The sequence below is a fragment of the Rhodococcus oxybenzonivorans genome, from assembly GCF_003130705.1.
Classification (GTDB): Bacteria; Actinomycetota; Actinomycetes; order Mycobacteriales; family Mycobacteriaceae; genus Rhodococcus_F; species Rhodococcus_F oxybenzonivorans.
The window spans coordinates 1,697,446-1,710,824 of record NZ_CP021354.1 but is presented as its reverse complement, the minus strand read 5'-3'; the positions used below and the strand labels follow the sequence as shown (position 1 = coordinate 1,710,824).

At 64.4% G+C, this 13,379-nt stretch carries 16 protein-coding genes and 4 tRNA genes; 2 read left to right on the top strand and 18 right to left on the bottom strand.

Annotation, left to right across the window (positions count from 1 at the left end; all coding sequences use genetic code 11):
• Position 1: 1 nt before the first annotated feature.
• The 15 genes from CBI38_RS08260 to CBI38_RS08190 form a co-directional block, all read right to left on the bottom strand.
• Positions 2-796, bottom strand: a complete 795-nt coding sequence (locus CBI38_RS08260) for an MlaE family ABC transporter permease (protein ID WP_109327969.1) — start codon at positions 794-796, stop codon at positions 2-4.
• A 9-nt stretch (positions 797-805) separates the two neighbouring features.
• Positions 806-1,894, bottom strand: a complete 1,089-nt coding sequence (locus CBI38_RS08255) for an ABC transporter ATP-binding protein (protein WP_109327967.1) — start codon at positions 1,892-1,894, stop codon at positions 806-808.
• A gap of 299 nt (positions 1,895-2,193) precedes the next feature.
• Positions 2,194-2,583: a 50S ribosomal protein L7/L12 gene (gene rplL / locus CBI38_RS08250; RefSeq protein ID WP_012688867.1), complete on the bottom strand. Its 390-nt coding sequence runs from the start codon at positions 2,581-2,583 to the stop codon at positions 2,194-2,196.
• A 78-nt stretch (positions 2,584-2,661) separates the two neighbouring features.
• Positions 2,662-3,219, bottom strand: coding sequence for a 50S ribosomal protein L10 (gene rplJ, locus CBI38_RS08245; protein WP_109327965.1), 558 nt, complete (start codon positions 3,217-3,219; stop codon positions 2,662-2,664).
• A 428-nt stretch (positions 3,220-3,647) separates the two neighbouring features.
• Positions 3,648-4,364 carry a 50S ribosomal protein L1 gene (gene rplA / locus CBI38_RS08240; protein ID WP_005252097.1) on the bottom strand — a complete coding sequence of 239 codons (717 nt, stop codon included), beginning with the start codon at positions 4,362-4,364 and terminating at the stop codon, positions 3,648-3,650.
• A gap of 128 nt (positions 4,365-4,492) precedes the next feature.
• Entirely contained in the window at positions 4,493-4,927 is a 435-nt protein-coding gene (gene rplK, locus CBI38_RS08235; RefSeq protein WP_109327963.1) for a 50S ribosomal protein L11, read from the bottom strand.
• A 61-nt stretch (positions 4,928-4,988) separates the two neighbouring features.
• The gene (gene nusG, locus CBI38_RS08230; RefSeq protein ID WP_109327961.1) at positions 4,989-5,819 is read right to left on the bottom strand and encodes a transcription termination/antitermination protein NusG; all 831 of its coding nucleotides are present in this window, start codon (positions 5,817-5,819) and stop codon (positions 4,989-4,991) included.
• Between the two features lie 58 nt (positions 5,820-5,877).
• Positions 5,878-6,327, bottom strand: a complete 450-nt coding sequence (gene secE, locus CBI38_RS08225) for a preprotein translocase subunit SecE (protein ID WP_162603194.1) — start codon at positions 6,325-6,327, stop codon at positions 5,878-5,880.
• 32 nt (positions 6,328-6,359) lie between these two features.
• A tRNA-Trp gene (locus CBI38_RS08220) sits at positions 6,360-6,432 on the bottom strand.
• 185 nt (positions 6,433-6,617) lie between these two features.
• Positions 6,618-7,043, bottom strand: coding sequence for a (3R)-hydroxyacyl-ACP dehydratase subunit HadB (gene hadB, locus CBI38_RS08215; RefSeq protein WP_109327957.1), 426 nt, complete (start codon positions 7,041-7,043; stop codon positions 6,618-6,620).
• Positions 7,030-7,593, bottom strand: coding sequence for a (3R)-hydroxyacyl-ACP dehydratase subunit HadA (gene hadA / locus CBI38_RS08210; protein WP_109327955.1), 564 nt, complete (start codon positions 7,591-7,593; stop codon positions 7,030-7,032). The genes hadB and hadA overlap by 14 nt, the downstream gene beginning before the upstream one ends.
• An 88-nt stretch (positions 7,594-7,681) precedes the next feature.
• A complete protein-coding gene (rpmG, locus tag CBI38_RS08205) occupies positions 7,682-7,849 on the bottom strand; it encodes a 50S ribosomal protein L33 (RefSeq protein ID WP_005252089.1) in 168 nt (55 codons plus the stop codon).
• 61 nt (positions 7,850-7,910) lie between these two features.
• A tRNA-Met gene (locus CBI38_RS08200) sits at positions 7,911-7,983 on the bottom strand.
• A 45-nt stretch (positions 7,984-8,028) separates the two neighbouring features.
• Positions 8,029-8,101: transfer RNA gene (locus tag CBI38_RS08195), tRNA-Thr, on the bottom strand.
• 205 nt (positions 8,102-8,306) lie between these two features.
• Positions 8,307-8,389, bottom strand: a tRNA-Tyr gene (locus CBI38_RS08190).
• 199 nt (positions 8,390-8,588) lie between these two features.
• Between CBI38_RS08190 and CBI38_RS08185 the strand changes: the two genes are divergently transcribed.
• Positions 8,589-9,080 carry a YajQ family cyclic di-GMP-binding protein gene (locus CBI38_RS08185; protein ID WP_109327953.1) on the top strand — a complete coding sequence of 164 codons (492 nt, stop codon included), beginning with the start codon at positions 8,589-8,591 and terminating at the stop codon, positions 9,078-9,080.
• A 67-nt stretch (positions 9,081-9,147) separates the two neighbouring features.
• Here the strand turns inward: CBI38_RS08185 and htpX are convergent, their stop codons facing one another.
• Both htpX and CBI38_RS08175 read right to left on the bottom strand, forming a co-directional pair.
• Entirely contained in the window at positions 9,148-10,011 is an 864-nt protein-coding gene (htpX, locus tag CBI38_RS08180; protein WP_109327951.1) for a zinc metalloprotease HtpX, read from the bottom strand.
• A gap of 141 nt (positions 10,012-10,152) precedes the next feature.
• Entirely contained in the window at positions 10,153-11,208 is a 1,056-nt protein-coding gene (locus CBI38_RS08175) for a polyprenyl synthetase family protein (RefSeq protein ID WP_109327949.1), read from the bottom strand.
• A gap of 129 nt (positions 11,209-11,337) precedes the next feature.
• Here CBI38_RS08175 and CBI38_RS08170 point away from each other — a divergent pair, with 129 nt between their 5' ends.
• Positions 11,338-12,600 carry a geranylgeranyl reductase family protein gene (locus CBI38_RS08170; protein ID WP_109327947.1) on the top strand — a complete coding sequence of 421 codons (1,263 nt, stop codon included), beginning with the start codon at positions 11,338-11,340 and terminating at the stop codon, positions 12,598-12,600.
• 6 nt (positions 12,601-12,606) lie between these two features.
• Here CBI38_RS08170 and CBI38_RS08165 read toward each other — a convergent pair whose 3' ends face one another.
• Complete coding sequence (locus tag CBI38_RS08165; protein ID WP_109327939.1) at positions 12,607-13,305, bottom strand: demethylmenaquinone methyltransferase; 699 nt, start codon at positions 13,303-13,305, stop codon at positions 12,607-12,609.
• Positions 13,306-13,379 lie beyond the last annotated feature (74 nt).

Genomic DNA, 13,379 nt, shown 5'->3' with positions numbered 1-13,379 from the left:
GTCACGATCCCTTCGCCGGAACGATCTGGAGGTACACCATGGTCAAGATCAGGTTGGCAAAGAACAGCAGCAGGAACGTGATGACCACCGACTGGTTCACGGCGTCACCGACACCCTTGGGACCGCCCTTCGGATGCAAACCCTTGTACGCCGCAATGACACCGGCGATGACACCGAAGACGGCCGCCTTGAGTTCACCCACCCAGATGTCGGGGAGCTGCGCGAAGGCCGAGAACGATGCCAGGTACGCACCGGGATTGCCCCCTTGGAGAATCACATTGAAGAAGTAGCCGCCGGCGATACCGACCACGGACACCAATCCGTTGAGGAGAATCGCGACGAGAACCATCGCGAGGACCCTGGGCACCACGAGGCGCTGCACGGGGTTGATACCCAGAACCTCCATGGCATCGATCTCTTCGCGAATCGTTCGCGCACCGAGATCCGCCGTGACAGCCGAGCCCGCAGCCCCGGCCACCAGGAGTGCTGTCACCAGCGGGGAACCCTGCTGAATGACGGCGAGCACGCTGGCCGCTCCCGTGAACGACTCGGCGCCGAGCTGCTTGATCAGCGACCCCGTCTGCAGTGACACCACTGCGCCGAACGGAATCGCCACCATAGCGGTGGGCAGGATCGTCACGCTCGCGATGAACCAGGCCTGTTCGATGAACTCGCGGAACTGGAACGGTCGTTTGAACGTGTTTCGTGCGACGTCGACGAAAAGCTCGACGATGTTTCCGGCCTGCGTCAGCGCACCGTTGACCGGCCGCAAGACGGAGCTGCGGGTAACCCCCATCCGTTATGCCTACCCTTGCCCGTGAGTGGTGTTCTCGTATCCTTCGCCCCGGTATGCCGGGAGGACCTGCGTATCTTCCTGGCTGTAGGCGTAGTCGTAGTCGCCGCCGTTGCCGGATGTTTCGTCGAGGCTTTCCTGAATTGCGGCCTGCGCGCTCGGCGGCAGGGTGTGCATGATGTGGCGGACGCGTTCCTGCCGGCGGGCCACGGCCTGCCGGAACGGCATCCCCGGCGTCGCCTTCATCTGCGGGACGATGCCCTCGACGTCGTCGACACCACCGGCATGGTGACCGGCGTCGACCATCGCCTGCTCCTGCGCCATCTGCGCCTCGTCCTTCTCCTCCGACATCCCGATCGGACCGATCATCGTGCCGTTCAGGAACTGCTTGACCACCGGCTCCTCACTGGTGAGCAGCACCTCCCGCGGCCCGAACATCACCAAATGCCGACGGAACAGCATGCCGATGTTGTCCGGCACCGTCCGCGCGAGGTTGATGTTGTGCGAGACGATCAGAATGGTCGCGTCGATCTCGGCGTTGATGTCGATCAACGTCTGCGAGATGTAGGTGGTGCGCACCGGGTCCAGACCCGAGTCCGGCTCGTCCACGAGGATGATCTGCGGATCCAGCACCAGGGCGCGGGCCAAACCGGCACGTTTGCGCATACCACCGGAGATCTCACCCGGCAGCTTCTCCTCGGCCCCGAGCAGGCCGACGAGTTCCATCTTCTCCATCACGATCTTGCGGATGTCGGACTCGGACTTCTTCGTGTGCTCGCGCAGCGGGAACGCCACATTGTCGAAGAGGTTCATCGACCCGAACAGGGCACCGTCCTGGAACAGCACACCGAACAGCTTCCGGATCTCGTAGAGCTCCTTGGACGAGCACTCGAGAATGTTGGTGCCGTCGATCACGATCGAGCCCTGCTCCGGGCGGAGCAGACCGATCAACGACTTCAAGAACACCGACTTACCCGTACCCGACGGGCCCAGCAGCGCACTGACCTCACCTGCCGGAAGGGTCAACGTGACGTCCTGCCAGATCCTCTGCGAGCCGAACGACTTGGTCAGTCCCTCGACGGCTACCTCGACACCCACCATTACCTCCGCGACCGTTCGATGCATACACCCCGTGTGGGTTGGGTCACTCTATCGCATCGAAGTGTTACCTGTGACAGAGTATGCTACTCACCGGTAAGAACGCATGCCAACACGGGGTCCCACAATGCAAAACATACCCGCTGAGCTGCGATGACGAGGGCGTTTTGAGCTGGTCGCACGTTCAGTTTCTCGCTCTGAATTTCGACACTCCGGACTCGTCCGGACATGAAAAGGGCCACTCCCCACAAGTGGGAAGTGGCCCTCGTTCGTCCGCTCGGGTAGAGCAGTGCGAAACCGTCTTACTTGACGGTGATCTTCGCGCCTGCAGCCTCGAGCTTCTCCTTGGCGGCGTCGGCCGCGTCCTTGGCAACCTTCTCCAGGATGGCCTTCGGAGCACCCTCGACGAGGTCCTTGGCTTCCTTCAGGCCGAGGCCGGAGACGACCTCACGAACGACCTTGATGACCTGGATCTTCTTGTCGCCGGCCGACTCGAGGACGACGTCGAACTCGTCCTGCTCCTCGGCAGCGTCGGCGCCGGCAGCAGCCGGGGCGCCCGCAGCGGCAACGGCAACCGGAGCAGCCGCGGTGACCTCGAAGGTCTCCTCGAATGCCTTCACGAACTCCGACAGCTCGAGAAGGGTGAGCTCCTTGAACTGGTCCAACAACTCTTCGGTGCTGAGCTTCGCCATGATGGCGGTCCTTCCTGTAAGTCCCATGTCGCTGATCCGCGACCGGGCGGGGTTATAGCTGTGATGCGCGGGTGCGGATCAGCTTTCGGCGGGAGCCTCGGCCGGAGCTTCTGCTCCACCCTCGGCGGCCCTCTTCTCCTGCAGTGCGGCAGCCAGACGGGCCACCTGCGAGGCAGGAGCATTGAACAGGCCTGCGGCCTTTGCCAAGTTGCCCTTCATCGCGCCGGCAAGCTTGGCCAACAGGACCTCGCGGGACTCGAGGTCCGCAATCCGGTTGACCTGATCCACGGACAGCGCAGCGCCGTCCATGTAGCCGCCCTTGATGACGAGAGCCTTGTTGTCCTTCGCGAAGTTCTTAATAGCCTTCGCTGCATCGACCGGCTCGCCCTTGATGAATGCAATGGCGGTCGGACCGACGAAAAGGTCGTCAAGGCCTTCGACGCCCGCTTCAGCAGCGGCACGCTTGACCAGGGTGTTCTTGGCGACGGAGTAGGTGGCACCCTCTCCGAGAGCGCGTCGCAGTGTCGTGATGTTGCCCACCGTCAGACCACGGTATTCCGTGATCACAGCAGCGGTCGAACCCTTGAACTGCTCGGTGATCTCCGCAACTGCGGAAACCTTCTCAGGCTTTGCCATACTTCGCCTCCTCTCATGACAGTCGTTATCCCACTTCGGAGCCGCTGCGCACGTCCGAGAATCCGGACGGTGCACAGTCCACGACATGCAAAACGCCCCGGTGCAGGGCACACGGGGCGGAAAAGGAGGCATTCAGCCGGGTACGAAACCGCGACCGAGACGCATCCCCCTACCTCGTCCTCCTGCGTGGGCCGCCGGACATTCCCGGACTTTCAATCGCACCCTCGCGGGGACGATCACCAACGGTCTTGGGTAGAACATGATTTGGGGTGGAGTTCGAATCCTGCATGAACTCCGCAGCACAGACTACGGCATCACCGGCCGCGCCACCAAATCGGCGTCTTCACGACCAGGGTCGACGCCGCGCAAAAGCAGCTCGGCCGGTACGGAGATCTCCGTACCGGCCGAGCTGCTCACAGGTGACGAACTTACGCGTCGGCATCCTCGAGAAGGTTGCGGGTGCGGTTCGGGTCCACCGGGATGCCCGGGCCGGTGGTGGTCGAAACGGTGACCTTCTTGACGTAGCGGCCCTTCGCGGAGGACGGCTTCGCACGCAGGATCTCATCCAGCGCGGCGCCGTAGTTCTCCACCAGCTTGGCGTCGTCGAACGACGCCTTGCCGATCACGAAGTGCAGGTTGGCCTGCTTGTCGACGCGGAAGTTGATCTTTCCGCCCTTGATGTCCGCGACAGCCTTCGTGACATCTGCGGTCACGGTGCCAGTCTTGGGGTTCGGCATCAAACCACGCGGTCCGAGGACGCGGGCGATGCGGCCGACCTTGGCCATCTGGTCGGGAGTTGCGATGGCGGCGTCGAAGTCGAGCCAGCCACCCTGAATCCGCTCGATGAGGTCCTCGGCGCCGACGGCGTCGGCTCCAGCTGCCTCGGCCTCAGCGGCCTTTTCTCCGACTGCGAACACGATGACGCGGGCGGTCTTACCGGTGCCGTGCGGCAGGTTGACCGTTCCGCGGACCATCTGGTCCGCCTTGCGGGGGTCGACGCCCAGACGAACGGCAACCTCGACGGTCGCGTCCATCTTGCTCGACGACGTTTCCTTCGCCAGCTTCGCAGCCTGCAGCGGGCTGTACAGCTTGTCGAAGTCGATCTTCTCAGCGGCGGCGAGGTACGCCTTGCTGCGCTTTGCCATGTTTTCTGTCCTAACTTCTCACCACAGTGTGTGACCAACTGCAGTGGTGAATGGTTCAGTAGTGGTCGGGGCCTGGCCGGCCCTCCCACGCGTTCTCTCGACGGCCGTAGCCGTCATACGGAAACGGCTCAGCCGTCGACCGTGATGCCCATCGACCGGGCGGTGCCGGCGATGATCTTCGCGGCCTGCTCGATGTCGTTGGCGTTGAGGTCTTCCTGCTTGGTCTTCGCGATCTCGCGCACCTGGTCCATGGTCACCGAGGCAACCTTGGTCTTGTGCGGCTCGCCGGAGCCCTTCTGGACGCCTGCAGCCTTGAGCAGCAGCTTGGCAGCCGGAGGGGTCTTCAGCTTGAAATCGAAGCTGCGGTCTTCGTAGACCGAGATTTCGACCGGCACAACATTGCCGCGCTGAGACTCAGTCGCCGCGTTGTAGGCCTTGCAGAATTCCATGATGTTCACGCCGTGCTGACCAAGCGCGGGACCCACGGGCGGTGCAGGGTTAGCCTGACCGGCCTGGATCTGAAGCTTGATGAGCCCTGCGAGCTTCTTCTTCTTGGGGGGCATCTCGATTTCCTATTTGTTGCTGGGTGTGTTTCTTGCTACTGCAGTGCAAGTGTGTGTGGCGCTAGATCTTCGCGACCTGCGTGAAGGACAGCTCGACGGGCGTCTCGCGACCGAAGATCGAGACGAGAACCTTGAGCTTCTGCTGCTCCGCGTTGACCTCGCTGATACTGGCGGGAAGCGTCGCAAACGGGCCGTCCATGACGGTGACCGACTCGCCGACCTCGAAATCGACCTCGATGAGCGGCTTCGCGAAGCTCTCTCCCCCGGTGTCACCGGCGGACACTGCCGCGGCGGCAGCCTGCTTCTTCTGCTCCTGCTGCGGCAGCAGGAACTTGACGACCTCGTTCAGCGTCAGCGGCGACGGCCTGGAGGTGGCACCGACGAATCCGGTGACACCGGGCGTATTGCGCACGGCTCCCCAGGACTCGTCGTTGAGCTCCATCCGGACGAGGATGTAACCGGGCAGAACCTTCCGGTTGACCTGCTTGCGCTGGCCGTTCTTGATCTCGGTGACCTCTTCGGTAGGTACTTCCACCTGGAAGATGTAGTCACCGACATCGAGGTTCTGGACACGAGTTTCGAGGTTGGCCTTCACCTTGTTCTCGTAGCCCGCGTAGGAGTGGATGACGTACCAGTCACCAGGCGCACGGCGCAGGGCGGCCTTCAGCTCGGCGACCGGATCCTCGGGCTCCTCGGCGACGACTGCGTCGTCAGCGGGCGCCTCTTCGGCGACGGCAGCGTCGTCGTTCGACGGCTCGGCTACCTCGTCACCGGCAGTGTCCGGAGCATCGGTGCCCTCGTCGGCAGCCTCGACATCCACTTCGGCTGCCGCCTCGGCAGAAACACGCTCTTCGGCCAAGGCCTCATTCGTGTCGTTCTCGGGGGTGCTCACTGGGGCACTCGCTTCCTCTCGTCACTCACATACTTCGGATCCACCGGGGCGGACTCCGTCAACCGAACAACCAGGTGACGCCTTTGATGACCGCAAGATCGAGCACACCGATGAACGCCACCATGAACACCACGAACACGAGCACAACGCTGGTGTAGGTGATCATCTGCTTGCGGTTGGGCCAGATGACCTTGCGCAGCTCCGCGATGACCTCGCGCAGGAACCGGCGCAACCGCTTGAAGATGTTCTCCTTGTGCGGCTTGTCGGCACGGTCCTTCGTCGCGGGACGGGCCTTGGTGATCGTCTCGGCTCTCGCGCGTTCCGGCGTCTTCACGGAACTGGCTGCGACGCCGGTGCCTGCCTGCGAACGACGGCTCTGACGTTTGCCGCTCGGCCTTGCCGAGGGACTCTCGGAACGCGTGGTGGCGTCGGCCGCGGTGTCGTCGACACCGTCCGGGCGCGTCGACCCTGAAGTGTCGCCGTCGCGCTTGGCGCGCTCCTCGCTCACGTCGTTCCTCTCAGTCGCTGGCAATCCGGGGGCAGGGGCGACAGGACTTGAACCTGCAACCTGCGGTTTTGGAGACCGCTGCTCTGCCAGTTGAGCTACGCCCCTTTGGTCGGGTGACCTGGTCCCGAGTTACCTCTGGACCAATTCTTGCCCGACCTCTCTGTGATTACATGACACGCGCGCCACCCTGTGTCGGCCGAACAGCACCGTAGGGCAGCGCGCAGCGCTGAGTAATCCCAGAAATCTCAGTGTACTTCAAAGCCCCGGAACAAACCCAATCCACCCGGCGGTCAGGCCAGACGGACCGTTGCCGTGGCACGACCGAAGATCTTCTTTCCTTCGGAGCGCGCCACGATAGCGACTACTGCAGTCTTGCTTTCTTCGTCCACCGACTTGACCTTGCCGGTGTATTCGACCTCGGCGGCCTCGTCCTCGCGGACGTACACCGAGCTCGTGAAGCGTACATTGTATTCGGTGACCGCGCCGGGGTCACCGAGCCATGAGGTCACGAATCCACCGCCGAGACCCATGGTGAGCATCCCGTGGGCAATCACATTGTCGAGGCCGGCGAGCTTGACGACTTCGTCGCTCCAGTGGATCGGATTGGGGTCACCCGAGACGCCCGCGTAGTTGACCAGGTCGCCACGCGTGAGGCGCACAATGCGCTCGGGGAGTTCGTCACCCACCGAGACGTCCTCGAACTTACGAAGCGCCATGCATGATCACGTCCTTGACTGCGTGAGCGATGTTCTCGTCGACCTCGCCGCCGGTCCGCGCGACAAGCGTGGTCCAGGTGGTCTGCACGAGTTCGTCGTTCTGGTCGGTGACGATGTTCTTGGTGGTGATGATGTCGCTGCCACCCATTTGACGGAAGCCGTCCAGATAGACGTCGCAGAACAAGCGGTCCCCGACCTTGATCGGCTTGTGGAACACGAGACGCTGATCCGTCTGGAGGATCTGACTCGGGTCGTAACCGGTGACGATCTCCTTGAAGAGGCGGCTCTGAGCGATGATTCCGACAAGCGAGATGAACGTGAGCGGAGCGAGCAGGCCGTCGTAGCCGAGGCCGCGGGCGGCGTCCTCATCGTGGTGAGCGGGGTGCCAGTCCTGCACGGCCCGCGCGTACTCCCGCACCTTCTCGCGACCGACCTCGTAGAAGTCGTCGACGCGGTAGTGGTGCCCCACCATCGCCAGCGCGTGCGCAGCGGGATCCTCGGGAACGTCCGGAGACACGCTCGTCTCGATCTCTGTCACAGTGTCAGTCACGCGAAAGAACCTCTTCTACCCTGGGCGTGGGAACGCGAGGGCAGCCTCGAAGCTTCCCTCGCGAACTCAACTCCCGGCCGGAACCGTGCTACTTCGACTCGCGATGCGACTGGTGGGTTCCGCAGTTGGGGCAGAACTTCTTGATCTCCAGGCGATCGGGGTCGTTACGCCGGTTCTTCTTGGTGATGTAGTTACGGTGCTTGCATACCTCGCAGGCCAAAGTGATCTTGGGCCGAACGTCAGTCGAGGAGGCCACGGGATGCCTTCTTTCGGGTGTATCTGATTACGAGCAATCAGGGTGGATCATGCATATTGTGTAGCGGTGACCGGACTTGAACCGGCGACGCAACGATTATGAGTCGTTTGCTCTACCAACTGAGCTACACCGCCTCGGTGTCGAGTGTCGCGCACGAAGCGCTTCACCACAATCCAGCGAGCCCCCTAACGGAATCGAACCGTTGACCTTTTCCTTACCATGGAAACGCTCTGCCGACTGAGCTAAGGGGGCGTGCTTCACTCGCACATCGCTGTGCGCTGAAGCCTTGACGAGATTACACAGAGTTCACGCCGAGAACCAAATTGCCTGGTCACGGTTCTCCGAAACTCCACCCACCGGACGTTACGCGCTCCCGGGAACGATCGCGGAAAGCCCGAACCACAGGTACCCCAACGACAGAACCCCGGTGAGCTGGTGCTCACCGGGGTTCTTTGTGTGGCAGATGTAGGATTCGAACCTACGTAGGCATAAGCCGACGGATTTACAGTCCGCTCCCATTGGCCGCTCGGGCAATCTGCCGGGTTGCACGAGGAGCGCGAAATCTCTGCGAGATCGCTCTCCGCTGCGGAAAGAAGAATACAACGAACGGCCCCCCGTTTTGCAAACCGGGTGGATACGGGCGGTTGCGAACCGATAGCGTCGAATCTGCTCACTAGCATTCAGGTGAGCGCCCGTCCGGATCGCGGCGGGGGAAACAGACGGAAACCGGGAGTGTGCAGTGGCTGATTCGTCCTTCGATGTGGTGAGCAAGGTGGAGCGTCAAGAGGTGGACAACGCCCTGCATCAAGCCGGCAAGGAGCTGTCGACCCGTTTCGACTTCCGTAACACGGGCGCGTCCATCGAGTGGTCCGGTGAGGAATCCATCACGCTGACGGCCGACACCGAGGAGCGACTGCTTGCCGCCCTCGAAGTTTTCAAGGAGAAGTTGATCCGCCGGGACATCTCGCTGAAGGCCTTCGACGCCGGCGAGCCCGCGCAGTCGGGGAAGATCTACAAACTCACCGGCACGCTCGTCCAGGGCATCACCACCGAGAACGCCAAGAAGATCACGAAGAAGATCCGCGACGAGGGACCCAAGGGCGTCAAGGCGCAGATTCAGGGCGACGAGCTGCGCGTGAGCAGTAAGAAGCGCGACGACCTACAGGCAGTCATCTCCCTGCTCAAGGGAGAGGACTTCGGCATCGCGCTGCAGTTCGTGAACTACCGGTAGGCGCTCCGCGCTCGTGCGCTTTTCTGGTAGCTGGAGCAACCAGAAAGGCGCACGGGCGGCCATCCGCCTACCGGCCGGCCATCCGCTCGAGACGCTCGATGCGCTCGGCCATCGGCGGGTGGGTGGAGAACATGCGGGTCATCTTCTCGCCGGTGCGGAACGGGTTGGCGATCATCAGGTGCGACTGCGCCGCGAGCTGAGGTTCCGGGGGGAGCGGGGCCGCCTGGGTGCCCCGCTCGAGCTTGCGTAGCGCGGACGCCAGGGCGAGAGGGTCACCGGTCAGTTCTGCGCCCGACTGGTCCGCTTGGTATTCGCGGGACCTCGACACCGCCAACTTGACGATGGTGGCCGCGATGGGGCCGAGCAACGACACCAGCAGCAGCGCGAGCGGGTTGGCGCCCTGTCCCCCACCCCGTCCGCCGAACATGTTCGCGAACATCGCGAAGTTCGCCAGCCCGGACACGACAGCGGCCATCGTCCCGGCCACCGAAGAGATCAGGATGTCGCGGTTGTAGACGTGCGACAACTCGTGTCCCAGGACCGCCCGCAGTTCGCGTTCGTTGAGAATCTGCAGGATGCCGCTGGTGCAGCAGACCGCGGCATGCCGAGGGCTGCGGCCCGTGGCGAACGCGTTGGGGGCACTGGTGGGGCTGATGTAGAGCCGGGGCATCGGCTGATGAGCCGTGGTGGCCAGCTCCCGCACGATGCGGTAGATGGCAGGCGCTTCCACCTCGGTGATCGGCTGCGCATGCATGGCTTTGAGGGCCAGCTTGTCGCTGTTGAAGTAGGCGTACGCATTCATGCCGACCGCGAACACGATGGCCAGCAGAAGGATGGTCGTGTTGCGGAACAACGCGCCGATGAACACGATCAGCGCCGACATGCCGACCAGCAGAACCAGGGTCTTGGCCCCGTTTGCGTACCCGCGCACGGCTCGCCTTCCTTGTCGTCGTCACCCGATCACGATCGCCCGAATACCGGATCTTGATCATTCAACGAAGCAGGGTGGTGAGACGGTTCCCGGTGTGTACAGCGCGGAAATCGCGCGAGCAATCAAGTTCGACGATACGGCTCAGCCGACGCGTTCGACCGTGTAATCGACCAGCTTGACGAGCGCGTCGTTGGCGGGACCTTGGGGTAGCTGGGTGAGCTGCGCACGCGCCTCCACTGCGAACTCCTCCAGCTTCGCCTTGGCCTGCGCCATCCCAGGCGACCGCGCGAGGAGCTCGAGCGCCTCGGCGACGTCGTCATCGTCGGTGACGGGGCCGTCGAGAAGCACACGCAGCCGGTCGGCCTCGGGTCCCTCGTCGCGCAGCGCATACAACACCGGAAGGGTGTGCACGCCCTCACGCAGGTCGGTCCCTGGTGTCTTGCCGGACTGAGCCGACACCGAGGAGATGTCGATGATGTCGTCGGAGATCTGGAAGGCCGTGCCGACAGCGTCGCCGAGTCGTTCGAGCCGCTCCACGTCGGCGGCGTCCGCGCCGGAGAAGGTGCCGCCGAAACGTCCGCACGCAGCGATCAGTGAACCCGTCTTCTCCCACACCACCTTGAGATAGTGCTGGATCGGGTCCTGCTCGCCGCGGAGGCCGATCGTCTCGCGCATCTGCCCGGTCACCAGTTCGGCAAACGTCTCGGCGATGATCTGGACAGCAGAGGGACCCAACGTGGACACGAGGCGGGAGGCGTGCGCGAACAGGTAGTCGCCCGCCAGGATCGCGACACTGTTGCCCCACCGCGAGTTGGCACTGGGCGCGCCTCGGCGCATCGACGCCTCGTCCATCACGTCGTCGTGGTAGAGCGTGGCCAGATGGACCAGTTCGACGACGGTGGCGGCGGTGACCACCGACGGATCGGACGCTTTCGGACCCAGCTGAGCGGTGAGCACCGTGAACAGCGGGCGGAAGCGCTTGCCTCCGGCCTTCGCGAGGTGCAGCGCGGCCTCGGTGAGAAAGTCCTCACCGTCGGAGAGCTCGCTGACCAGCAGTTCCTCGACCTGTTTCAGCCTGTCGCGGACCGTGGCAGCGAGCTGAGTGTCGCCGAGATCGATCCCGGCGACCGTAGTGCCCTCTACAGCGTCGGCAGCGGTGTGTGCTGCGCCCTCGGTGCTCACGTTCTCAGTACCCATTCCTGTCGTCAGTGACGGCTCGGTTCCCGCGCCGTCGGTGACGGCTGGTACCTACGGTAGAGAACCTAGCGGTTGCAGCGGCCATCGGCCTCGCCACGGGCCCCGGGCGCGGCCTGACAGGATGTAGGTGTGGTCGTAGCAGAACAGTCGCCCGCGGGGTCCCCGCTTCCCGTCGCCGCCGATGTCTTGGTCATCGGCGCTGGTCCCGCCGGTTCCTCCGCGGCCACCTGGGCCGCGCGTGCCGGCCGCGACGTGGTACTCGTCGACGCCGCCGTGTTTCCCCGGGACAAGACGTGTGGTGACGGCCTCACCCCGCGTGCCGTCGCCGAACTCGATCACCTCGGCCTCGGTGAGTGGGTGCGGTCGAGGGGCACCAACCGCGGGCTCCGGCTCAGTGGATTCGGGCAGGAACTCGAACTCGAATGGCCCGGACGGTCGTTCCCCGCCGTGGGGAGCGCGGTGGCCAGGACCGAATTCGACGACAAGCTTCGGACGACTGCGGTCGAGGCGGGCGCCGTGATGGTACAGGGGGCCAAGGCGGTCGGCGTCGAGCGGAACGGCGACCGGGTGAGCGCGGTGACGGTGCAGACCGGCGACGGCACGCACACCATCAAGTGCCGCACCCTGATCGTGGCCGACGGGGTCCGGTCGACGTTGGGCAAGAAGCTGGGCCGGGAATGGCACCGCGCCACCGCGTACGGCGTCGCCGCGCGCGCCTACATCGCCACGGCGCGCAGTGACGATCCGTGGATCACCTCCCACTTGGAGTTGCGTGACAGCGCCGGCACTCTGCAGTCGGGGTACGGGTGGGTGTTTCCCCTCGGCACCGGCGAGGTGAACATCGGGGTCGGCACGCTCGCCACCGCCAAACGGCCGGCGCCGGGCGCGCTCCGCCCACTGCTCGACCTGTACACGGCACAGCGGCGCGCGGAGTGGGCCTGGGGCGGCGAACTGCGGGCGGTGGCGTCCGCGTTGCTACCGATGGGCGGCGCGGTGTCGCACGTCGCCGGTCGCAACTGGGCCATCATCGGCGACGCCGCGGCCTGTGTGAACCCGCTCAACGGCGAGGGGATCGACTACGGGCTCGAGGGTGGACGTCTCGTGGCCGAAGTCCTCGATGCGGACGATCTGACGGAGCTGTGGCCCACCATCCTCCGCGAGCGCTATGGGCGGGCGTTCTCGGTGGCGCGTCGGCTCGCCGGACTGCTGACCGTGCCCCGGGTTCTCCCGGCGTCGGGTCCGGTGGCGATGCGCTCGCGCGCGCTCATGACCATCGCCGTGCGCGTGATGGGCAACCTCGTCACCGAGGAGGACAACGACCTCACCGCCCGGGCATGGCGTGCGTCCGGCCTGGCGTCGCAGAAGGCGGACACCCGGCCACTGTTCGGTTGAGGCCGGTCAGCGGCTGGCGCGGTGCAGGGCGACGACCCCGCCGGTGAGGTTGCGCCACTGGACGTGCCGCCACCCTGCCGCCTCGATGCGCTGGGCGAGTTCGGACTGTGTCGGCCAGGCGCGGATGGACTCCGCGAGATACACGTACGCATCAGGGTTGCTGCTGACCGCGCGGGCGACCCGGGGCAGCGCCTTCATCAGGTACTCCATGTAGATCGTTCGGAACGGCCCGAACACCGGCGTGGAGAACTCGCTGACGACAAGGCGGCCGCCCGGCTTGGTGACACGGGCGATCTCCCGCAGCCCGGCATCGAAGTCCGAGACGTTGCGGAGGCCGAACGAGATGGTGGCCGCGTCGAACACCGCGTCGGCGTACGGCAGGTGCATCGCATCCCCCGCCACCATGGGAACCTGCCGGCCGATGCCCGCCTGCAGCATTCCCTTGGAGAAGTCGGTGGCCACGCACCACGCCCCCGATCGCCCGAGTTCGACGGTCGACACACCGGTGCCCGCGGCGAGGTCGAGAACCCGCTCCCCCGGCTTCAGATCGAGGGCCGACCGAGTCGCCTTGCGCCAACTGCGGTCCTGCCCGAAGGACAGGATGGTGTTGGTGAGGTCGTAACGCTTTGCGACGCCGTCGAACATCGACGCGACTTCGTGCGGATCTTTTTCGAGCGATGCCCGCGAACCGTGTGTAGTTGCCACACCCGGAACGCTACCAACCTCGTCGGGTGCCGGGATCGGCGCTAGTCGACGCCTGCCCGGCCGATGTCTGGGTT

Excerpts from the sequence above, each read along its gene's own strand:
- CBI38_RS08260 (WP_109327969.1), bottom strand. The coding sequence starts at position 796 with ATGGGGGTTACCCGCAGCTCCGTCTTGCGGCCGGTCAACGGTGCGCTG.
- CBI38_RS08255 (WP_109327967.1), bottom strand. The coding sequence starts at position 1,894 with ATGGTGGGTGTCGAGGTAGCCGTCGAGGGACTGACCAAGTCGTTCGGC.
- rplL (WP_012688867.1), bottom strand. The coding sequence starts at position 2,583 with ATGGCGAAGCTCAGCACCGAAGAGTTGTTGGACCAGTTCAAGGAGCTC.
- rplJ (WP_109327965.1), bottom strand. The coding sequence starts at position 3,219 with ATGGCAAAGCCTGAGAAGGTTTCCGCAGTTGCGGAGATCACCGAGCAG.
- rplA (WP_005252097.1), bottom strand. The coding sequence starts at position 4,364 with ATGGCAAAGCGCAGCAAGGCGTACCTCGCCGCCGCTGAGAAGATCGAC.
- rplK (WP_109327963.1), bottom strand. The coding sequence starts at position 4,927 with ATGCCCCCCAAGAAGAAGAAGCTCGCAGGGCTCATCAAGCTTCAGATC.
- hadB (WP_109327957.1), bottom strand. The coding sequence starts at position 7,043 with ATGGCGCTTCGTAAGTTCGAGGACGTCTCGGTGGGTGACGAACTCCCC.
- CBI38_RS08175 (WP_109327949.1), bottom strand. The coding sequence starts at position 11,208 with ATGGGTACTGAGAACGTGAGCACCGAGGGCGCAGCACACACCGCTGCC.